Annotated in this window: 17 protein-coding genes; 8 read left to right on the top strand and 9 right to left on the bottom strand. The window is 64.8% G+C overall.

What is annotated here, in order from left to right:
* Nucleotides 1-11 precede the first annotated feature (11 nt).
* The 4 genes from AC1MBU_RS14345 to AC1MBU_RS14330 are packed head-to-tail and all read left to right on the top strand — an operon-like array spanning nucleotide 12 to nucleotide 4,279.
* Complete coding sequence (locus tag AC1MBU_RS14345) at nucleotides 12-746, top strand: ABC transporter ATP-binding protein (RefSeq protein WP_471672054.1); 735 nt, start codon at nucleotides 12-14, stop codon at nucleotides 744-746.
* Complete coding sequence (locus tag AC1MBU_RS14340; protein ID WP_277359352.1) at nucleotides 730-1,569, top strand: ABC transporter permease; 840 nt, start codon at nucleotides 730-732, stop codon at nucleotides 1,567-1,569. Before AC1MBU_RS14345 ends, AC1MBU_RS14340 begins: the two co-directional genes overlap by 17 nt.
* Nucleotides 1,566-2,771 (top strand): uroporphyrinogen-III C-methyltransferase, encoded by a 1,206-nt coding sequence (gene cobA, locus AC1MBU_RS14335; protein ID WP_346027252.1) that lies wholly within the window; start codon nucleotides 1,566-1,568, stop codon nucleotides 2,769-2,771. Before AC1MBU_RS14340 ends, cobA begins: the two co-directional genes overlap by 4 nt.
* Before the next feature lie 50 nt (nucleotides 2,772-2,821).
* Nucleotides 2,822-4,279, top strand: coding sequence for an FAD-dependent oxidoreductase (locus tag AC1MBU_RS14330; RefSeq protein ID WP_479787690.1), 1,458 nt, complete (start codon nucleotides 2,822-2,824; stop codon nucleotides 4,277-4,279).
* A 36-nt stretch (nucleotides 4,280-4,315) separates the two neighbouring features.
* Here the strand turns inward: AC1MBU_RS14330 and AC1MBU_RS14325 are convergent, their stop codons facing one another.
* The 4 genes from AC1MBU_RS14325 to AC1MBU_RS14310 are packed head-to-tail and all read right to left on the bottom strand — an operon-like array spanning nucleotide 4,316 to nucleotide 8,126.
* Nucleotides 4,316-4,747, bottom strand: a complete 432-nt coding sequence (locus tag AC1MBU_RS14325) for an ATP-binding protein (protein ID WP_277359810.1) — start codon at nucleotides 4,745-4,747, stop codon at nucleotides 4,316-4,318.
* Nucleotides 4,740-5,072 carry an STAS domain-containing protein gene (locus tag AC1MBU_RS14320; RefSeq protein WP_277359811.1) on the bottom strand — a complete coding sequence of 111 codons (333 nt, stop codon included), beginning with the start codon at nucleotides 5,070-5,072 and terminating at the stop codon, nucleotides 4,740-4,742. The genes AC1MBU_RS14325 and AC1MBU_RS14320 overlap by 8 nt, the downstream gene beginning before the upstream one ends.
* Nucleotides 5,056-7,008, bottom strand: a complete 1,953-nt coding sequence (locus tag AC1MBU_RS14315) for a glycosyltransferase (protein WP_479787688.1) — start codon at nucleotides 7,006-7,008, stop codon at nucleotides 5,056-5,058. The genes AC1MBU_RS14320 and AC1MBU_RS14315 overlap by 17 nt, the downstream gene beginning before the upstream one ends.
* On the bottom strand, nucleotides 7,005-8,126 hold the full coding sequence (locus AC1MBU_RS14310; protein ID WP_479787686.1) for a PP2C family protein-serine/threonine phosphatase: 1,122 nt from the start codon (nucleotides 8,124-8,126) through the stop codon (nucleotides 7,005-7,007). The genes AC1MBU_RS14315 and AC1MBU_RS14310 overlap by 4 nt, the downstream gene beginning before the upstream one ends.
* 138 nt (nucleotides 8,127-8,264) lie before the next feature.
* Between AC1MBU_RS14310 and AC1MBU_RS14305 the strand changes: the two genes are divergently transcribed.
* Complete coding sequence (locus AC1MBU_RS14305; RefSeq protein WP_479787683.1) at nucleotides 8,265-9,965, top strand: sensor histidine kinase; 1,701 nt, start codon at nucleotides 8,265-8,267, stop codon at nucleotides 9,963-9,965.
* 93 nt (nucleotides 9,966-10,058) lie between these two features.
* Here the strand turns inward: AC1MBU_RS14305 and AC1MBU_RS14300 are convergent, their stop codons facing one another.
* The 3 genes from AC1MBU_RS14300 to AC1MBU_RS14290 all read right to left on the bottom strand — a co-directional run bounded on the left by AC1MBU_RS14300 (nucleotide 10,059) and on the right by AC1MBU_RS14290 (nucleotide 13,986).
* Complete coding sequence (locus AC1MBU_RS14300) at nucleotides 10,059-11,714, bottom strand: BCCT family transporter (RefSeq protein ID WP_479787681.1); 1,656 nt, start codon at nucleotides 11,712-11,714, stop codon at nucleotides 10,059-10,061.
* Nucleotides 11,715-11,805: 91 nt separating this feature from the next.
* Entirely contained in the window at nucleotides 11,806-12,438 is a 633-nt protein-coding gene (locus AC1MBU_RS14295; protein WP_277359921.1) for a putative glycolipid-binding domain-containing protein, read from the bottom strand.
* Between the two features lie 102 nt (nucleotides 12,439-12,540).
* Nucleotides 12,541-13,986: a PucR family transcriptional regulator gene (locus AC1MBU_RS14290; protein WP_479787678.1), complete on the bottom strand. Its 1,446-nt coding sequence runs from the start codon at nucleotides 13,984-13,986 to the stop codon at nucleotides 12,541-12,543.
* Between the two features lie 148 nt (nucleotides 13,987-14,134).
* On the opposite strand from AC1MBU_RS14290, the gene AC1MBU_RS14285 reads away from it, so the two are divergent.
* Nucleotides 14,135-15,565 (top strand): gamma-aminobutyraldehyde dehydrogenase, encoded by a 1,431-nt coding sequence (locus AC1MBU_RS14285; RefSeq protein WP_346027244.1) that lies wholly within the window; start codon nucleotides 14,135-14,137, stop codon nucleotides 15,563-15,565.
* A gap of 54 nt (nucleotides 15,566-15,619) precedes the next feature.
* Entirely contained in the window at nucleotides 15,620-16,987 is a 1,368-nt protein-coding gene (gabT, locus tag AC1MBU_RS14280) for a 4-aminobutyrate--2-oxoglutarate transaminase (RefSeq protein ID WP_479787676.1), read from the top strand.
* Here the strand turns inward: gabT and AC1MBU_RS14275 are convergent.
* Entirely contained in the window at nucleotides 16,980-17,129 is a 150-nt protein-coding gene (locus AC1MBU_RS14275) for a hypothetical protein (protein WP_479787674.1), read from the bottom strand. The genes gabT and AC1MBU_RS14275 overlap by 8 nt on opposite strands.
* Nucleotides 17,130-17,309: 180 nt before the next feature.
* Here AC1MBU_RS14275 and AC1MBU_RS14270 point away from each other — a divergent pair, with 180 nt between their 5' ends.
* Nucleotides 17,310-18,851 (top strand): APC family permease, encoded by a 1,542-nt coding sequence (locus tag AC1MBU_RS14270; RefSeq protein ID WP_277359281.1) that lies wholly within the window; start codon nucleotides 17,310-17,312, stop codon nucleotides 18,849-18,851.
* Here the strand turns inward: AC1MBU_RS14270 and rarD are convergent, their stop codons facing one another.
* Nucleotides 18,852-19,814 carry an EamA family transporter RarD gene (gene rarD, locus AC1MBU_RS14265; protein WP_479787670.1) on the bottom strand — a complete coding sequence of 321 codons (963 nt, stop codon included), beginning with the start codon at nucleotides 19,812-19,814 and terminating at the stop codon, nucleotides 18,852-18,854.
* Nucleotides 19,815-19,931 lie beyond the last annotated feature (117 nt).

Genomic DNA, 19,931 nt, shown 5'->3' with positions numbered 1-19,931 from the left:
CCCGGTGCGCCGTGAACGGCGCACCCACTGTGGAAATTGCTAACCTGAGCAAGAATTTCGCAAGCATCCCGGTCTTCGAGGGGCTCGACCTGTCGATTTCCAGCGGCGAGTTCGTCTGCCTGGTCGGCGGATCGGGCTCGGGCAAGTCGACCCTGTTGAACATCGTCGCCGGGCTCGATCATGCCGACGGCGGTACTGTGCTGGCGCCGCCCGCAGCAGTCATGTTCCAGGAATCGGCGCTGCTGCCGTGGCTCAGTGCGGCCGGTAACATCTCGCTTGCGCTGAAGTTCGCCGGCGTGCCGCGGCAGGATCGTCAGCAACGGACGCAGGAACTTCTGAACCTGGTGCGGCTTCCCGATGCCGGCTACCGGTTGGTCCACCAGCTCTCCGGCGGGATGCAGCAGCGGGTAGCGCTGGCACGCGCCCTCGCGCAGAACCGCAGCCTGCTCCTCATGGACGAGCCGTTCAGCGCGCTCGACTCCATCACCCGGGATTTCCTGCACGACGAGCTGGAGGATATCTGGCGAGCCACCGGCCGGACCATCGTCCTGGTGACCCACAACGTTCGCGAAGCAATCCGGTTGGGCCAGCGCGTTATTCTCCTGGCCTCCGATCAGGGTTCCATTGCCGGCGAATGGCAGGTCTCGGATACCCAGCGCCATGACGCCGTCGCCGGTGCAGCCCTGGCTGAAACAATCAGGACCGTCCTCCACCGGGAGGTGCACGGTCTTGCCGCAGTTAGCTGAACCCAGACGGTCCGCGCAGTCCGTTCCGACCGTTTCCAGGGCACGCCGGCACGGGGGAGTCCTGCTGACCCTGGCGCCGGTTGTCACCCTCGCCGTGGTCCTCGGTCTCTGGGCCGCTGCCTCGTCGATCAACGGCGGAACGGGGCCCTCAGACCTCTTCGCTGCGCTGGGACGGCTGTGGCACTCCGGAGAGGTCGTCCAGGGTGTCGCCACCAGCCTGAGCCGGGGAGTACCGGGGTTCCTCCTGTCCGTGCTCGTGGGCACTGTGCTGGCGCTGGGCTTGTCCGCCTCGATCTGGCTCCGCGCCGCCGTCGCCCCCTATATGACGTTCCTGTTGACGCTGCCAACCGTGGCCTGGGTGCCGCTGGCCATTCTCTTCTTCGGCGTCACCGACGCCACGGTGTACTTCGTGGTGCTTACCGGCGCCGTTCCGGCCATCGTCAACGGCCTGCTCGCCGGCGTGGACCAGATCCAGCCACTGCACCGCAAGGTGGGCAGGGTACTCGGCGCGGGAACCTGGGACACCGCACTCCACATCGTGCTGCCTGCGGCACTCCCGGCCTACATCTCCGGACTCCGGCAGGGCTGGGCATTCTCCTGGCGAGCGCTGATGGCCGCCGAGATCATTGCCGGCGGCCAGCAACTGGGCCTCGGCCTTGGCACGTTGCTGCAGCGCGGGCGCGAGCTCGACGACGTCGGCGGTGTCATGGCAACCATCCTGCTCATCCTCGTCGTGGGAGTAGTGATTGAAGTGTTGGTTTTCGGGCCGCTCGAACGTCACCTGCTCCGCCGCCGCGGCCTGCTCACCGGAGGTTCGCAATGACCTACCCTCTTGGACTGCAGTTGCGCGGTCGCAAGGTCCTCGTGGTGGGCGGCGGCCCGGTGGCCGCACGCCGGCTGCAGGCACTGCTCGACGACGGCGCACTGGTTACAGTTATCGCCCCCTATGCGTGTGAGGACATCACCGACGCTGCCGCCGCCGGCCGCGTGGACTGGCAGCAGCGCGAGTACCGCACCGCCGACCTCGACGGCGCGTGGCTGGTCCTCGCCCATTCCGGTTCCGCCGAAGTGCAGGACCGGATAGCCGCCGAGGCCGAAGCGCTGTGCATCTGGTGCGTCAAGGGCGGCGACTCAGCGGCGTCCGCAGCGTGGGTTCCCGCAGTCGCCCGTATCGATGACGTGACTGTTGCCGTCAACACCAACGGCGACCCCAAACGGGCGGCGGCCCTGCGCGATGGCGTTGCTGCCGCCCTCGAATCCGGTGAGCTGCCGCTGCGTCGGCATCGCACGGCCGAGGGGATGGGAACAGTCGCGCTGGTGGGCGGGGGACCGGCCGATGCCGGCCTCATCACCACCCGCGGCAGGCGCCTGCTGGCCATGGCCGACGTCGTCGTGGCTGACCGGCTCGGACCGCGTTCCCTGATCACGGGCCTTTCTGCGGACGTCCAGGTGATCGAGGTGGGCAAGCTCCCCGGCCACCATCCGGTCCCCCAGGAGGAGATCAACCGGATCCTCGTCGAGCAGGCTCTGTTGGGCAACCGCGTTGTGCGGCTGAAGGGCGGCGACCCGTACGTCCTGGGCCGCGGCGGTGAAGAGGAAGCCTACTGCCGCGATCACGGCGTGCCCGTCGAGGTGGTTCCCGGCGTCACATCCGCCATCTCCGTGCCGGCCGCCGCCGGCATCCCCGTGACGCACAGGGGAGTGGCGAAGGGCTTCAGCGTCATCACCGGTCACGAGGACATCCGGCAGCAGACAGGGCTCATCCCGCCGGGCAGCGACCACACACTGATCCTCCTGATGGGAGTGTCGCTGCTGCGTTCCTCCTCGGCGTCACTCATCACCGGCGGCCGGAAGGCGTCCACGCCCGTCGCCATCATCGAAAACGGGTGGATGGAGTCGCAGCGCGTGACCACCGGCACTCTTGAAACCATCGCGGACCTCGCCGAGCTGCGCGATGTGAAGTCTCCCGCCGTGATTGTGGTGGGAAACGTCGTCGCGCTTTCACCCCACTGGCAACCCGCCTAGCCGCTCCCGCACTACACCCGCACACCTCATCACAGCAAAGGAACACAGCCGTGTCGCAATCCTCCGCGTTCTCCTCCGGCGCCTCCCGCCGACCCTTGCGCGTCGCCGTCATCGGCTCCGGTCCGGCTGGCGTCTACGCTGCCGACATCCTGACCAAGTCAGCGCCCGTTGCCTCGGGTGAGCTGAAGGTCAGTATCGACCTCTATGACCGCTACCCGGCGCCGTACGGTCTCATCCGCTACGGCGTTGCGCCTGACCACCCGCGCATCAAGGGCATCGTCAATGCCCTGCATAAGGTTCTGGACCGCGGCGATATCCGCTTCTTCGGCAACGTTGAATACGGTACGGACCTCACGCTGGAGGACCTGCAAACCCATTACGACGCCGTCATTTTCGCCACCGGCGCGATCAAGGACGCGGACCTCAACATTCCCGGCATTGAACTTGAGGGCTCCTTCGGCGGAGCGGACTTCGTCTCCTGGTACGACGGGCACCCGGACGTGCCGCGCCAGTGGCCGCTCGAAGCCACGGAGATTGCTGTTCTGGGCAACGGCAACGTGGCCCTCGACGTAGCGCGCGTGCTCTCCAAGCACGCCGATGACCTCCTTGTCACTGAGATCCCGGACAACGTCTACCAGGGGCTGAGGAACTCGCCGGTGACGGATGTGCACGTGTTCGGCCGCCGCGGGCCGGCCCAGGTGAAGTTCACTCCGCTGGAGCTACGGGAACTTTCGCACTCACGGGACGTCGACATTGTGCTCTACCCCGAGGACTTCGAGTTCGATGCCGAGTCCGACCGGCAGATCCAGACGAACAACCAGACCAAGACCATGGTCGGCACGCTGACCAACTGGATCGCCGAGCAGCCCGAAGACCCGGCTGAATTCACCGCATCCCGCCGGCTCCACCTGCACTTCCTCCACAACCCGGTGGAGGTCCTGGGCGAGGACGGAAAGGTCACGGGCATCAGGTTCGAGCGCACCGCACTCGATGGAACCGGCAACGCCGTCGGCACCGGCGAATACCTCGACTACCCGGTCCAGGCGGTCTACCGCGCGGTGGGCTACTTCGGCTCAGCCCTGCCGGAGGTCGAGTTCGATCACCGCCGCGGTGTCATCCCGAACGACGGCGGCCGCGTGCTGGATGGCTCCGGCGTCCCCGTGGCAGGCGTGTACGCAACGGGCTGGATCAAGCGTGGCCCTGTCGGTCTCATCGGGCATACCAAGGGTGACGCGCTGGAGACGGTGACCCACCTGCTGGAGGATCTTGAGAACCTCCCGGCGGCCGCAGCGCCGGCGGATGACGCCGTCGTCAATCTTCTGAACGGACGCGGCGTGCAGTTCACCACCTGGGAGGGCTGGCTCGCGCTCGATGCGCACGAGCGCGCTTTGGGCGATGCCGCCACCGAGATCGACGGCGTGGTCCGTGAGCGGATCAAGGTTGTGCCCCGCGAAGACATGGTCTCCGTCGCCCGCACGGCGCTGGTCGACGCACCGGCCGACGCATAGCATTAGCGGCGCGCAGGCGATCCGCGCCCCGAGGTCCTACCGCCGGGGAGCGGACTCCTTGGAGAGGACCCAGACGTTGGTGTTCCCCTGACGTTCAACCGTGACTGTGGTGACCAGGGCGTTGATCAGGAACAGGCCGCGCCCGGATTCCAGCTCCTCGGGATCACCTGTTGCCGGCGTCAAAGGATCCGGATGCGCTGCCGCGTTGATTTCCAGAATGCGCGCCTGAAGCCGGGTGGCGGTGGCGCTCAACTCGACGCCGAGGCGCATCCCGGCGCGGTCGAGCGGAACTCCGTGCTCAACGACATTGGAGGCGGCCTCGATGACGGCGGTGGTGAAAGCCATCTGGTCCTCGAACGGGACATCTTCAAGGTCACTCCAGAACCGGTCAAGCTCATCGTGGAGATCGTTGATGGCCGCCGGAACTGCCTCGGCTTCGAACCGTCGCTGTGAATCGCGGTCAGTCACTGGCGAATGCCTCTTCTACCGTCGCGTAGGGAGACAGCACCCGGTTCATGTTGGTGAGCTCCAGGACCATCTGTACCTGCTTCTGCGCACAGGCAATCCGGAGATCCCCGCCTGCCTGCCGAGCGACCTTGAGGCAGCCGATCAGGGCGCCGAGTCCGGAGGAGTCCATGAAGTCCGTGGCCGCAAGGTTGACCACGATGTGGCGGCTGCCGGCTCCGACGGCCTCATCGACGGTGCTGCGCAGCGTAGGCGCTGAGACCATATTGAGCCGGCCGTTGGCCACCACCTCGGTGTACGTGCCCCTGTCCTCAATCGTGAACTGCATCAGCTTTCCTTTCCTCGATGACGTATCCCTCGTATTTCACTGCCTTGATGAGCACGCTCAACACAATCAGGTCGAAGACGACCCAGAAGACGTTGACGAACGTTCCGAGTGGTTCGTTGAGTCCGGTGGCCAGCCGGACTATGCCAACCACCGCGGCAAGGACAAGCAGCACCATGACAATCAGCTGCGGCCGAATCAGGCTCCAACTCGGTCCGCCGTCCTGCCGTGCCTTCGGCGTGACCGCAAAGCCCAGCGGACGGCCAAACCAGACGTTACGGGCCGCCGTCGTGCAGGCTTTGATCCAGGTCGGGAACAACGCCAGGCTGTACTGTTGGCCGCGCCAGGTGCTCACCCCTCGGCCCACCACCGCGAAGAGCAACTGGTTGACAATCATGAACGGCAGGAAGCGGATGAAGAAATCGAAGCTGATGCTGTTCACCGGAAGGATACCGAGCGTCAGGTAGATGATCGGTGCGGCGAAGTAGACGACGGCGGCGAAACCGCTCAGGTAGCTCCACATCGTTGCGAAGTACATCAGCCGCTGAACCAGGCTCATACCCTTCTTCAGCAACGGATTCTCGCGCAGGAGTACCTGGATGGTTCCCTGCGCCCAGCGGAGCCGCTGCGTCAGCATGGTCTTCAGATCCTCGGGCGCCAGTCCGTGGGCAAGGATCTCGTGGTGGTAGACGCTCTGCCAGCCCATCGCATGCATGCGCATGGACGTGGCCATGTCTTCCGTCACGGAAATCGTGGCCAACGGCATGACCGGTTGCGCCTCGTCATCGCGGTCCACTGAGATGGCATCGAGGACGGCCTGCACCGATTCGAGCGCGCCCAGGGGCGACCACGCTCGGTCCGACAGCTGCTCGACCGCCTGATCCAGGTTGTCCGGGACAGCAACCCCGGGTTCGCTACCGAGGTCCATGGCAGCGATCTCGGCAAGATCCGCCTCCATCGCCGACATGTCAGCCGCGACCATCTGCTGCACTGCGCTGTCCACCGAGCGGCGGACCCGGTAAGTCACCTCGGCGAGGGGCGCGCCGGCCGCTTTTTCCGTGCGCGCCGCGGCGACCGCCTTCTCGACATCGTCCAACAGTTCGGCCACCAGCGGGTTCGCGGCCTCCGGAGACTTCCGGGCGCGGCGTACCGCAGCGCGGGCGGATTTCAGCGCTGCGGTGACCGCGCTTTCCACCTCCTCGACATACCCGGCGAGTCCGAGCTGCATGAGCGCCTCACGGCGGAGGATGGCGTTGGAGCCGCAGAAGAATGCGGCGTTCCAGCCGTCCTTGCCCTGCTGGATGGGACCGTAGAAGAGGGGCGCCTGACTTCCGAGGGGGTCATCCTCGGGAACGTTCACGAAATACTGTGGTGTCTGCACGAGGCTCACGCGCCGGTTGTTGAAGTAACCGAGGGTCCGGTCCAGGATGCGCGGGTCCGGCACCTGGTCCGTGTCGAGAATGAGCAGAAACTCGCCGGAGGTGCTCATCAGGGCATTGTTGAGGTTTCCGGCCTTGGCGTGCCGGGGCCGGTTTGCCCATTCCGGCCCGCGGGTGATGTATCCGACCCCGATTTTTTCGGCGGCCTCCTGCAATTCGGGACGCGAGCCGTCGTCGAGAATCCAGGTGTTGTGCGGATAGGTGATCCGCTTCGCCGCCTCCGCGGTCTCAAGTACCATCTCCACGGGCTCGTTGTAGGTGGTGATGAAGACGTCCACCGTTGCGCCGACCGGCGGCTCGGGAGCGGTGCGGCGCTTCACCCGCCATACCGTAAGCCCAAAAAGAGCAACATCGATGAGGCTGTAGGTTTCGGCTGCGACCAGCGGCACGGCAATCCACCAGGCCTCCCAGTTCAGCGATTCCAACCAGCGCCACGCGATGTAGTTGATCCCCAGGATGACAGTGAGCACAACCAGCAGCCGCACCCAGAACGCGTTCATGCGCCGACCCCGGCTGTCCGGCGAACCACAACAGCGGTGACGTCATCTTCCACGCGTGGATCTTCCCCCAGAATCAACAGCTTGTCGCAGGCGTCTGCAGCCGAGGACGACGTGGCAACGACCTCTGCGGCGGCTGCAGCAAACTCGTCCAGTGTGTCGTAGATGTCCAGCAAGCCGTCACTGATGATGGCGAGGGCATCACCGGCAGCCAATGTCACGGTCATCACCTCCCAGTCCCAGCCCGGAACGGTGCCCAGCGGCACCCCGCCGGAGGCTAGGCGTCTCCATGAGCCGTCGGAGCTGACATGCAGTGCGAGGCCATGACCGGCGTCGATGAGGTCCACGGCGCCGTCGGAAGCGGTGAGCCGGCCGTGGAGAAGCGTGACGAAGGACGACGCACGCTCAAGGTCGGCGTCGAGGGATGCCGCCGCAGAGGTGAAGGCCCGCCCAAGGTCCGGTTCCTCGGCAGTTGAGCGCAGCACCGCGCGAACCGTGGCGGCTACCAGGGCGGCTCCCATACCTTTGCCCATGGCATCGGCGACGGAGAAGTGCATGCCGTCAAGGGTGGGGTACCAGTCGAAGAAGTCTCCGCCAACGTCGCGGGAGGGGCGAAATTGTCCCGCAATGTCGTAACCGGGCAGTTGGAGACCGTGCCGGGGCAGCAGGCTCTGCTGCACCTGCGCGGCGCGTTGCCTCTCATCGGCGTCCGCTTCAGTGGCCGCGGTGCTGGCAGCGAGCTGGCGGTTCTGGCGACGGAAAAGAGAATTGATGCGCGCTACGAGTTCGCGCGGGCTGAAGGGTTTGACGATGTAGTCGTCAGCACCGGTATCCAGTCCCTGCAAGCGGTCTATCTCACTGCCGCGGGCAGTGATCATGAGGATGTAGGCGTCTGAGATAGGCCGGATCTGTGCGCAGGCGTCCAGTCCGTTGCCGTCGGGCAGGTTGAGGTCCAGGGTAATGATGTCCACGCCGCGCCGCGCGGCTTCAACCCCCTCACGAACCGTTCCGGCCTCCGTCACCTGGAAACCCTCGCGCTTAAGCAGCGACGCCAGAAGCATCCGGATATCGGGGTCGTCCTCGATGACAAGAGCGCGGCGTTCCGGCGGTGAGACGGTCATGCTCCATTTAACCCACAATTTCCGGCCGGGTCGCACACGCCGCGTCACATCCCTGCGAAGCTGCGATTTGCCGGTTGCGCCGATCTATAGAGTTGGCAGTGTCGGAACGGCACCCGAGCGTTAGGAGCACCAGTCACCATGGACAATGTTCTGTCCTATCTGACGTTCAATACCCGGCAGTTCCACGAGATGTCGATGCGCTCACGGGTGCTGCTTAGTCAGGCTCCACTATCGATCACAACCGCGCTGCTGGCAGCAGGGAGCGTCGCTTTCCATCCGGTGGTATGGGCCAGCGCAGCGTTCCAGTGGGGCATGATCCTCAGCTGCGGAATTCTCCTGCTGTGTGCGCTCATCCCCTGGGACCGGTTGCCGTACGGACTGTTCCTGACCATTCCGGTGCTCGATTTCATCCCGATCGCGCTGCTGCGCTTCGGCGCCAACACGGAGGTCCTCGGGATCGGGCTGATGGCGGTTTTCCCGGTCCTGTGGCTGGCGGCTTCCGGCCTATACCCGCGGCTTGGCCTTGCGCTGAGCCTGATTGGCCCGTTTGCGATGATCTGGGTTCCACTGTTCGCGGCGAACGCCGGCGTCAGTGCATCGGACCTGACCCAATCAGCCCTGCTGCCCACCATCATCTTCGGCATCGCGGTGACAATCCGGGTCATGACGGCCAGCATGATGGACCAGCAGAAAGCCATGGAGGAAAAGGACCACGCACTGCAGCAGGTGCTCCACCGCAGCGCCCAGCGGGAGCGGTTGCTGAATGCCACGATGAACACCGTCGACGTCGGTCTCCTCGCCATCGACGCGGACGGGCATGACATCCTGTTCAACCGGCGCCAGCACGAGGTCCACCGGATCGGGCTGCCCGATGGGGTGGATGACGCACCGGAGAAGGACCTCCTGCTGTTCCGACCCGACGGCGTCACGCTCATCCCCACCGCAGAACGCCCGGCCTACCGCGCCGTTGCGGGTGAAACATTCTCCGATTACCTCATCCGGATCGGCGAGGGAGACCACCAGCGCGTTCTGTCAGCCTCTGCCCGCATGATGCTGGACGAGGGCGGACACCGTGAGGGCGCCGTCGTCGCTTTCAACGATGTCACTGAGCTGGTGAACGCGCTGAACGCGAAGGAGGAGTTCGTGGCGATGGTCTCCCACGAACTGCGCACTCCGCTGACGGTCATCGTCGGATATCTGGAGATGATGCTCGATGACGACCCGCCGCCGGAGACGCTGGCCGGCCTGAACGTCATCGGCCGCAACGTGACGCGCCTTCGCAGGCTCGTAGACGACCTGCTCACCGCAGCCTCCGGGCCGCCGGAAGTGTCCCCGGTGCGCGCGGACCTCGCCGACATATCCCGCGAATCAGTGGATGCCATCATGGCGCGCGGCAAGGAAGCCGGCGTCGACATTGTTGACGAGGTTCCCGTGGGCACCATCGCCCGGTGTGATCCCGCGCGGATCGGTCAGGTTCTGGATAACCTGCTCTCCAATGCGGTCAAGTATTCGCCGGCGGGCGGAACCGTTACGGTGCGTGCGCAGAAGATGCCGGGCTCCGTGGTCTGCGAGGTGGAGGATCAGGGAATGGGCATGAGCCCGGAGGACAGCGCCGAGGTGTTCTCGAAGTTCTTCCGGACCTCCAGTGTGCGGCAGGCGGCGATCCCCGGCGTGGGGCTGGGCCTGGCCATCGTCCGTTCGATCGTCGAGGAACACGGCGGCCGCATCCATTGCCGCAGCGAGCTGGGCCGCGGCACCACGTTCACGTTCGAGCTGCCGGATAGTCCTCGCGACGCCGAACCCGGCACCAGTGTGTCCACCAGCGACGCCAACCATTAGACGTGGGGGGGTTGCCCGCGCGGTGCAACAGACGACGACGCTCCCACAGCCTGAGGCTGCGGGAGCGTCGTCGTCGTGACAGGCAGTGGCTGCCTACCGTGCAGCGGCTTCCTCGGCCGTGCCGAGGTCTTCCTCCTGACGCTCCGGCTCAAGGGCCGGTGCAGCGGGAGTACGACGACGTTTCGCGCCGACAATCGCCGGATCCTTTGAGAGGTCCATCATGAGCGCCACGCAGAGGCCCACCATGATGAGGACAAACGGCGCTGCGGCGATGATCGTCAGCGTCTGCAGCGCACCGAGACTGCCGATGAAGAGCAGGACTGCTGCTACCGCGCCGGTCATGGTTCCCCACAGAATGGTGAGCCACTTCTTCGGGTTCTCGGAACCGAAGGAGGAGAGCGAGCCCAGCACGATCGAGGCGGCATCCGCGCCGGAGATGAAGAACACCGCAACGAGCAGGACGACGAGGATCGCCGTCACCGAGGCCAGCGGGTATTCAGCCAGCAGCGCGAACATCGCTGACTCCTGACTCTCCGCGTTGGCCGCGGCGATGTCCACGCCGTTATTCTGCGCGGTAATCGCGGTGCCTCCCCAGACACCGAACCAGACGAGGCTGACGAGGCTCGGCACAGCGACGACGCCGAGGATGAACTCACGGATGGTGCGGCCGCGCGAGATCTTGGCGAGGAAGGAACCGACGAACGGCGTCCATGAAACCCACCACGCCCAGTAGAAGATAGTCCAGGCTGAGAGCCAGTCCTGGCCGCCGAAGGCTCCGGTGCGAGTTGCCATCTGGGGGAGGGCAAACAGGTAGTTGCCTGCGGCGGAAGGGATCAGCTCGAGGATGAAGACCGTCGGGCCCACGATGAACAGGAAGGCGAGGAGCACCAGCGCGGCAATCATGTTGCCGTTGGAGAGCCATTTGATGCCGCGGGAGATACCGCTGACGGCGGAGACGACGAAGCACACGGTCAAGAGCCCGATGAGCCCTACCTGGACCCAGATGTTGCTTTCGATCCCGAAGACTTCGGTGAGCCCACCGTTGATCTGGACAACGCCGAGACCCAGGGAGGTAGCGGAGCCGAACAGGGTTGCGAAGATAGCGAACACGTCGATTGCGCGCAGGGCCTTGATATTGGTGCGCCCGCGGAACAGCGGAGCGAAGGCGGCGCTGAATCCGATGCCGCGTCCCTTGCGGAACGCGGAGTAGGCCAGGGCCAGTCCGACGACGGCGTAGATCGCCCACGGATGCAGAGACCAGTGGAAGAGCGTGTAGTTCATGGCCTGACGGGCGGCGGCGTCGGTACCTGGCTCCACACCTGCAAGCGGCGGCGTCAGGTAGTGGGAGATGGGTTCGGTGACGCCATAGAACATCAGGCCGATCCCCATGCCCGCGCTGAACATCATTGCAATCCAGGAGGCGCGGGAGAAGGCTGGCTTCTCATCGTCGGCTCCGAGGCGGATGCGGCCGTACTTGCTGAAGGCGAGGAATGCCGCGAAGACAACAAAGCCGGTTGCGGTGAGGACAAAGGCCCAGGAGAAATTGGTTACCAATCCATCGAGGACGCTGCTGGTGACATCGGCAAAACCGGTGGGGAAAGCGACACCGAGGATGACCAGCGCCAGCACGACCACCAGGGACGTGTAGAAGACGGGACGATCAAGAACACCCTTGCTGGGTGCTTGTGCGGAGGCCGTTCCCGGCGGCCCTGACTGTATTTGGGCAGGATTGTGTGCGGAATCAGACATACTTCCACCGTACGCTCTGTACACAAGCGCATTCGGTGTGTTAGGTGCAATGGCCCATCAGGGGTTGGATCGTGAGAAAAGTTACCGAAACTTAGCGGATTCGGGTTGCCAGCCCGGGATATTCGATAACCACGCCCTCCCTGTCGATCTGCAACTCCGCCGTGAACCCATGGTTGTCGGAGCTGTAGAGAACTACGCCGTTCCGCTCGTTGTTCGCTGAACGCAGTTGGCTGTACATCTGGCTGCTGCGCATCACCCGAAGGCTAGGAACCTCCACCCATGCCATGACCATTGAGGTCTCATCCGCCGGCGCCAACTCCTCGGAGTGCAGGTTCAACCGCAGGATGGGCATCGTGTTGGTCAGCGGGCACAGCCCCAGATCACAGTCGAGGGCACCGATCAGCAAGGAAGGGTCTTCGATGCCTGGTGCGGGGAGGTCGCATTCGCCGGAACTTGAGCCGGTGCTGGTCCACACGCCGTCACTGTCCCGCTCCAGCTCGAGGTGCCGGCTCCAGCCGTGACCATGCACCGTCGCGGTCAGGCGGCGGGTTACCCAGCCCTCCGCCGTCGTGAGCGCCCAGCTCATGGCATACGAGTCTGTCCTGGATGTGCCGTGTGCGCTCAGCCGACCCGGCTCCAGATTGATCGTGGCGGAATCCAGGCGGCCCGGATCGTCGATGCCCTGCCAGGTGTGGAGCAGACTCGTATGCAGTTGATTAGCCATTCGATTACCTTATGGAGCGTTGGGGGCGGCGCGCCAGAGAGATCGCTCGTCGGGCACCGGATTCCCCTGTTTCCGTACCAAGTTCAGAAGCAGGGGCGCGGCCTACCGGAGGCCGCGCACATTCAACGCCAGGTACAGGTGTACGCGGTCTGCGGTGATGGCGGGATCGTAGCCCGTGAGTTCGACGATCTGCTGCAGACGGTAGCGAACGGTGTTCCGGTGCAGCTGCAGCACGTCCGCAACGGCGGCCACCGACCCGTTATGAGCCAGGTACTTCTCGAGCGTGAGCATCAACTCTGCGCCGTGGCGGTCATCGAACGCCACGACCGGATCGAGCGCTTCGGCGGCCAGATCCGCCAGCGGCACGTCCTCACTTGCCATGAGGAGGGACGTGAGGCTGAGCCGGTCCGGTTGGTTGACCGCCTGGCCCCGGGTCAGCGACTCCCGCGCCTCGAAGTAGCTCCAGCGCAGCCCGCTGGGCTGGGCATAGCCGCCCCCGAAGCCTACTTTCGCTGTGAAACCGGCGCCGTGAAGGTAGGCGCTCAGCGCCTGGCTGAAAGACTCCCCGTCACCTTCCGGCACCGCGATCACCAGGCGGTCGTCCACAACGGCCGTGACGGCGTCGTCGTACGCGCCCGGCAGTGGAAGCGTCCGCAGGGCGCGGCGCTGACCGGTTGCCACATCGGCAAGCACAACGCACTGCCTCCGCGCAGTGTCGATGCCGGCGCTGCCCAGGCGCGCTGCAGCATCGCTGCCGGTGAGCGAGCCGCGCACCACGTCCTGCAGCAACTGCCCGACGACGGCGCGCTCACTCGCCCTGCGCCTGGCCTGGTTGCTCAGTTCCACGCTGATCAGGCTCTGTGCGTAGTCCGTGATGGCGTCGCGTTGGTACGGTTCGCCGATGGCCAAAGTGCAGCGGTCCTTCAGGCCCGTCGCCACCGGCATGCGGTGCCACGCGCGGTTCTGCTCAGCGGCCTGCTCAACTGCCCCGAAGCCCGGGGCGCTGCCACTGGTTGCGAACAGCACCGTTCCATATTGGGACAGCGCGACGTCGGTGCGCAGCATCGCGGCAAGCTCACGCAGGAGCTGGGGGAGCCCCCCGCCGCCCAGCAGTGCAGCGGCCAGCACCTGGTGGCCCGTGAGCAGGTTTTCGAGCCGCGCATAGTGTTCGGCGGACAGGGAATCAGCAACGATTTTTCCGATTGCGATGAATGGCGTCTCGTACGGAACGCGGAACACCGGGAGTCCGAGCTCGTCCGCCTGATCCAGGAACGCGGCGGGCACCTTCTCGTGGCCGAGACCCGTTGCAAACCCGATCGCGAGTGCGCCGGAGGCCTGGACGTGCCGGACAAAGTTCCGCTGTGAGGTGGCTGATTTCTGCCGGAGGCCGGTGGTGAGCACCACTTCGCCGCCGCTGAGGAATGGCTTCGGATCTTCCAGCTCGGTCACCGCAACCCACTGGACCGGGACGTCCGCCACAGCACTGGTGCCCACCTGTTGGAGCTTCAGTGCGGGCGTGGCAAGGAGGGCCGACAGTGTGATCGCCATAACGTCCACTATAGGCTGACGCGCTTGTGCGGATGCATCACGCTTTTGCGGAAGCGCTGTGCGTTCAAACCTAGGCGGCGTGGCGTGGACCACGTATGGTCGGCAGTGAATTTGGGCACTCCTGTCCGGAAACGAAAGGAAATACGCCGTGGTCGCAACCCTGCAGAACTTCATCAACGGCAAGTTCGTCACGCCGAGCGGCAGCGAACTGCTGGACATCGTCAACCCGACCAACGGTGAAGTGGTCGCACAGTCACCCGTGTCAGTCCAGGCTGACATCGACGCCGCGATGAGCGCCGCCAAGACGGCCTTCTCCTCCTGGAAGCGGGAGACTCCCGGGCAGCGCCAGCTCATGCTGCTCAAGCTTGCGGACGCCATCGAGGCCCACAGCGAGGAACTCGTTGAAGCCCAGCACCGCAACACCGGGCAGGTCCGCGAAATGATCGCCTCGGAGGAAGTCGCAGCCGGAGCTGACCAGATGCGCTTCTTCGCCGGCGCCGCCCGCATCCTTGAGGGCAAGTCCGCCGGAGAGTACTTCGAGGGCCACACCTCGTATGTCCGTCGCGAACCCGTTGGGGTCATCGCCCAGGTTGCACCGTGGAACTACCCGTTCCTCATGGCCATCTGGAAGATCGGACCGGCGCTCGCCGCAGGCAACACGATTGTGCTGAAGCCCAGCGACACCACTCCGGAATCCACCCTGGTCCTCGCCCGCCTGACGCAGGGCATCCTGCCCGACGGCGTACTGAACGTTGTGCTGGGCACCGGAGCCACCGGCGCAGCCATGGTTGAGCACAAGACCCCGGCCATGGTCTCGATCACCGGCTCGGTGCGGGCGGGCATCGCCGTCGCCACCGGAGCCGCGAAGGGCCTCAAGCGGGCCCATCTCGAGCTCGGAGGCAAGGCTCCTGCCATCGTCTTCGGGGACGCTGATGTGAAGAAGAGCGCGGCGGCCATCGCCGAGGCGGCCTTCTTCAATGCAGGTCAGGACTGCACCGCCGTGACCCGTGTGCTGGTGCAGGATTCGGCCCACGATGACCTCGTGGCTGCCATGGTTGAACACACCAAAACCCTGACGACGGGCGACGCCGATGACTCGAAGAACTACTTCGGTCCGCTCAACAACATCAACCACTTCAACGCCGTCAACGCCGTCATGGATGCACTGCCCTCGCACTGCTCCGTAGCGGTCGGCGGCAAGCGCTCCGGTGACAAGGGCTACTTCTACGAAGCCACCATCATCACCGGCGCCCGGCAGACTGACGACATCGTGCAGAAGGAAACCTTCGGACCGGTTATCACCGTGCAGAAGTTCTCCACCGAGGATGAAGCAATTGAGATGGCCAATGACGTCGACTACGCCCTGGCCTCCAGTATCTGGACCACCGACCACGGAACAGCCATGCGCGTCTCCCGCGACCTGGATTTCGGGGCTGTGTGGATCAACACCCATATCCTCCTCACTGCCGAAATGCCCCATGGCGGATTCAAGAGCTCCGGCTACGGCAAGGACCTCTCCATGTACGGCGTTGAGGACTACACCCGCATCAAGCACGTCATGAGCGCGCTGGACGCCTGAGAACTTCTTCGTCGAGATTCTTAGTCCAGATTCCTAGTCCAGAAAGGACTTCCTATGACCACCCAGGCACTCCAGCCGCACTTCCGGCTCGAGCAGAAGCGCCGCATCATCGGCGACTTCCCCGGCCCCAAATCCACCGCTCTCAACGCACGCCGCTCCGCCGTCGTTGCCAAGGGTGTTGCCTCCGGCGTTCCCGTGTATGTTGCGGACGCCGACGGCGGGATCCTGCACGACGTCGACGGTAACTCGTTCATAGACTTCGGCTCAGGTATCGCGGTGACAAGCGTCGGCGCGTCCGATCCCGCCGTCGTCGGCGCCGTGAAGGAACAGGTGGAGCACTTCACCCACACCTGCTTCATGGTGACCCCGTATGAGGGGTACATCGCCGTCGCAGAGAAGCTCGCCGAGCTGACTCCGGGCGATTTCGAGAAGCGGACGGTGCTGTTCAACTCCGGCGCTGAAGCGGTGGAGAACGCCGTCAAGATTGCACGGATGGCCACCGGCCGGCCAGCGGTAGCCGCGTTTGACCACGCCTACCACGGCCGCACCAACCTGACTATGGCGCTAACGGCGAAGTCGCTGCCCTACAAGGCCGGCCCCGACGGCACCTTTGGTCCGTTCGCCTCCGAGGTGTACCGCCTGCCCATGAGCTACCCGTTCCGCGAGGAAAACCCGTCAATCACGGGTGAGGAAGCGGCGCAGCGGGCCATCTCCGTGATGGAGAAGCAGATCGGTGCGGAGTCACTCGCCGCGATCATCATCGAGCCGGTGCAGGGTGAGGGCGGCTTCATTGTTCCCGCTGACGGCTTCATGCCCACCCTCGCAGCGTGGGCGAAGGCAAAGGGTGTCGTTTTCATTGCCGACGAGGTGCAGTCCGGATTCTGCCGCACCGGCGAATGGTTCGCAGTGAACCATGAGGGAGTTGTTCCTGACCTCATCACCATGGCCAAGGGCATCGCAGGGGGCATGCCGCTCTCGGCAGTCACCGGCCGGGCGGACCTGCTCGACGCCGTGCACCCCGGTGGTTTGGGCGGCACCTACGGCGGCAACCCCGTTGCCTGCGCTGCGGCGCTCGCTGCGATCGACACCATGACGGAGCTGGACTTGTCCGCGCGTGCGCGGCGAATCGAGGAGATCGTGGTGCCCCGGCTGCGCGCGCTGCAGGAGCAGACGGACATCATCGGCGAGGTCCGCGGCCGCGGCGCCATGCTCGCCGTCGAATTCGTTCTGCCGGGCACCAGAGAGCCCAACCCGGTGGCAACGAAGGCGATTGCGGCGGCATGCCTGGAGGAAGGGGTCATCATCCTCACGTGCGGAACCTACGGCAACATCATCCGGCTGCTGCCCCCGCTGGTCATTGGCGAGGAGCTCCTGAACGACGGACTGGACGTCCTCGAGAAGGCAATCCGCGCGGTCAAGTAGAGCTGAGCGCATAAACGACGACGACGGCGGTCGGCTGGGCGGTTCCCTTGAGGGACTGACCCGGCCGGCCGCCGTCGTTCTTGTGCGTTGATTCGGCAGGAAACGCCCCGAATGGAGGGTGATCAGGGGCATGTCCTGCCAACTCATGGATGGTGTCTCTTGCACACGGGCGTCGGAGCCTGCATACTAAACGAACGCAATTCGTTTATGTGATCCAGGTGACAGTGGAGAACCCGCTGGCGCGCATCGCGGTCTCACCTGAGAGAACCAGACTTCAAGACAATCCTTAACGAAGAATTCCTAACAAAGAGGTAAGGAACCCATGAGCACTATGAAGGTGCGCACCGGCGCTCCAGACGGCACACCCACGTACTCCGGCAAGGGACTGAAGACGGGGCAGCTCGGCCTCCTCGCCGTCGTCGTGATCGGTATTTCCACCATTGCGCCGGCGTACGTCCTCACCAGCACCCTGGGCCCCACGGTGCAGAGTATCGGCGTGCACCTTCCGGCGATCTTCCTGGTCGGGTTCATCCCGATGTTCCTGGTGGCGCTGGGATACCGCGAGCTCAACGCGGACAGCCCGGACAGCGGAACAACATTCACCTGGGTGACCAAGGCATTCGGTCCGTACATCGGCTGGATCGGCGGGTGGGGGCTGCTGGCGGCGAACATCATTGTGCTGTCCAACCTGGCCGGCGTCGCTGTCGACTTCTTCTATCTGTTCCTCGCCCAGCTCACCGGGCAGGAGGCCATCGCGGACCTCACCGGTATCCGCTGGCTGAATATCCTGACCTGCCTGGTGTTTGTCGGCGCTGCCGTGTGGGTTTCCTGCCGCGGCGTGAAGACCACCAAGGCCGTGCAGTACGCGCTCGTGGGACTGCAGGTCGGTGTGCTGGCGTGGTTCGTAATTGCAGCGTTCAGCCGCATCCAGCAAGGCGCAGCCGCTGACACAGTGGCGTTCAGCTGGGACTGGTTCAACCCCTTCGCCATCGAAAGCTTCTCCGCCTTTGCACTGGGACTGTCGCTGTCCATCTTCGCGTTCTGGGGCTGGGATGTCTGCCTCACGGTGAGCGAGGAATCACGGAACGGGAAGCGCACGGCCGGCCAGGCCGCAACCTGGACTGCCGTCGTCGTACTGGGTATCTACCTGCTCGGCGCCATCGCGACAGTCATGTTCGCCGGCATCGGCACTGAGGGACTGGGCCTCAACAACGCGGACATCTCCGAGAACGTCTTCGCGGCGCTCGCAGCTCCGGTCATGGGACCGTTTGCCATCCTGCTCTCGCTCGCGGTCCTGTCCAGCTGCGCGGCCTCGCTGCAGTCCACCTTCCTCTCCCCGGCCCGCAGTCTGCTGGCCATGGGCTACTACCAGGCGCTGCCGCAGAAGTTCGCAACGGTGCACCCGACGTACCGCTCGCCGGTCTTCGCAACCGTTGTAGCGGGCGTCATCTCCGCCGGGTTCTACTCGCTCATGCGCATCATCAGCGACAACGTCCTGAACGACACCATCATGGCCCTCGGCCTGATGATCTGCTTCTACTACGGCCTGACCGCACTGGCCTGCGTCTGGTACTTCCGCCGGACGGCGTTTACCTCGGCGCGGAACTTCGTGTTCCGGCTCCTGGCTCCGCTGCTCGGCGGAATCGGCCTCGTGATCGTGTTCCTGCAGACCGCGGTGGACAGCTGGGACCCGGCCTTCGGCAGCGGCTCGGAGATCTTCGGGGTGGGCCTGGTGTTCGTGATCGGAGTCGGGATCATCGCACTCGGCGTCGTGGTGATGCTCGTCGTCCGCCGTACGCATCCAGGCTTTTTCCGCGGCGAGACGCTGCGCCGGGATACTCCGGCGCTTGAGGTGGCCGAGTAGTCAGACGCTCGCGGGCTGCTGTTGCTGCCCGCTCTTGCCGGGCCTCGCGTTCTTCCGGACCGTTCGGACCATGTCCACGGTGAGGAGCGCGAGGCCTATCCATACCAGCCCAAAGCCGATCCACCGCTCCAGCGGCATCTCCTCGCGGAAAACCGTGAGGGCCAGGATGAACTGAAGGACCGGCGCGAGGTACTGCAGCATCCCGATGGTGGTCAGGGGCAGCCGTCTGGCGGCTGCCCCGAAGAAAATCAGTGGAACGGCGGTGATAATTCCCGACGCCGCCATGATCCAGAAGTGGCCAGGTCCCTCCGTGGTCAGCGTTGCGCCGCCGGAGAGCGCCAGCCAGATCATTACGACGGCGGCGATCGGCGTCAGCACTGCTGTTTCGATGCTGAGGCTGGTCACGGCGTCGACACTCGGCCCCACCCGCTTCTTCACAAACCCGTAGAAACCGAACGAAAACGCCAGCGCCAGGGCAATCCACGGAACGTTCCCGTAGCCAATCGCCAGGACGACGACGGCGACAAGCCCCATTCCCACGGCTGCCCACTGCAGCGGGCGCAGCTTTTCCCGCAGCACGAGGACACCGAGAAGTACCGACACGATCGGGTTGATGAAGTAGCCCAGCGAAGCTTCGATGGCGTGACCGTTGGTAACCCCGTAGGTATAGACGAGCCAGTTCACCGCAATCAGGAGAGCGGCAACGGTAAGGGTTCCGAGCACCCGCCGGTTCGCAAAGGCGGTGCGGACTGTGGCCCAGGACCGCAGAACGGTCAGCAGCAGTGCGCAGAAAATCAGTGACCAGAGCACACGGTTCGCGACAATCTCCACTGCGGTGGCCGGCAGCAGGATGAGGAAGTAGATGGGAAGCAAGCCCCACAGTCCGTAAGCGCCGATACCAAAAAGCACGCCCGTGGCGTTTTCGCTACGGGCAGGACGCGTACTGGTGCGGGTGCGGCTCACATGCGTGCCAACCGCCGTCGTGCCGTTCCTATTCCGTAAGCAACGCGGGTGGGGGAGCGGGTGATCCGCGCCACTGGTTTCGACGCGCATCGGACGGGGGATTTAGAATAGGAAACT

The sequence above is a fragment of the Arthrobacter sp. PTI12 genome, assembly GCF_056679915.1.
Note: the sequence above shows the minus strand (reverse complement) of the source record. Positions and strands in the feature narration are given on the sequence as shown.

What these genes read in the sequence shown, in the direction of transcription:
- cobA (WP_346027252.1), top strand. Translation starts at nt 1,566, where the DNA reads ATGACCTACCCTCTTGGACTGCAGTTGCGCGGTCGCAAGGTCCTCGTG.
- AC1MBU_RS14320 (WP_277359811.1), bottom strand. Translation starts at nt 5,072, where the DNA reads ATGCAGTTCACGATTGAGGACAGGGGCACGTACACCGAGGTGGTGGCC.
- AC1MBU_RS14315 (WP_479787688.1), bottom strand. Translation starts at nt 7,008, where the DNA reads ATGAACGCGTTCTGGGTGCGGCTGCTGGTTGTGCTCACTGTCATCCTG.
- AC1MBU_RS14310 (WP_479787686.1), bottom strand. Translation starts at nt 8,126, where the DNA reads ATGACCGTCTCACCGCCGGAACGCCGCGCTCTTGTCATCGAGGACGAC.
- AC1MBU_RS14305 (WP_479787683.1), top strand. Translation starts at nt 8,265, where the DNA reads ATGGACAATGTTCTGTCCTATCTGACGTTCAATACCCGGCAGTTCCAC.
- AC1MBU_RS14300 (WP_479787681.1), bottom strand. Translation starts at nt 11,714, where the DNA reads ATGTCTGATTCCGCACACAATCCTGCCCAAATACAGTCAGGGCCGCCG.
- AC1MBU_RS14295 (WP_277359921.1), bottom strand. Translation starts at nt 12,438, where the DNA reads ATGGCTAATCAACTGCATACGAGTCTGCTCCACACCTGGCAGGGCATC.
- AC1MBU_RS14290 (WP_479787678.1), bottom strand. Translation starts at nt 13,986, where the DNA reads ATGGCGATCACACTGTCGGCCCTCCTTGCCACGCCCGCACTGAAGCTC.
- gabT (WP_479787676.1), top strand. Translation starts at nt 15,620, where the DNA reads ATGACCACCCAGGCACTCCAGCCGCACTTCCGGCTCGAGCAGAAGCGC.
- AC1MBU_RS14270 (WP_277359281.1), top strand. Translation starts at nt 17,310, where the DNA reads ATGAGCACTATGAAGGTGCGCACCGGCGCTCCAGACGGCACACCCACG.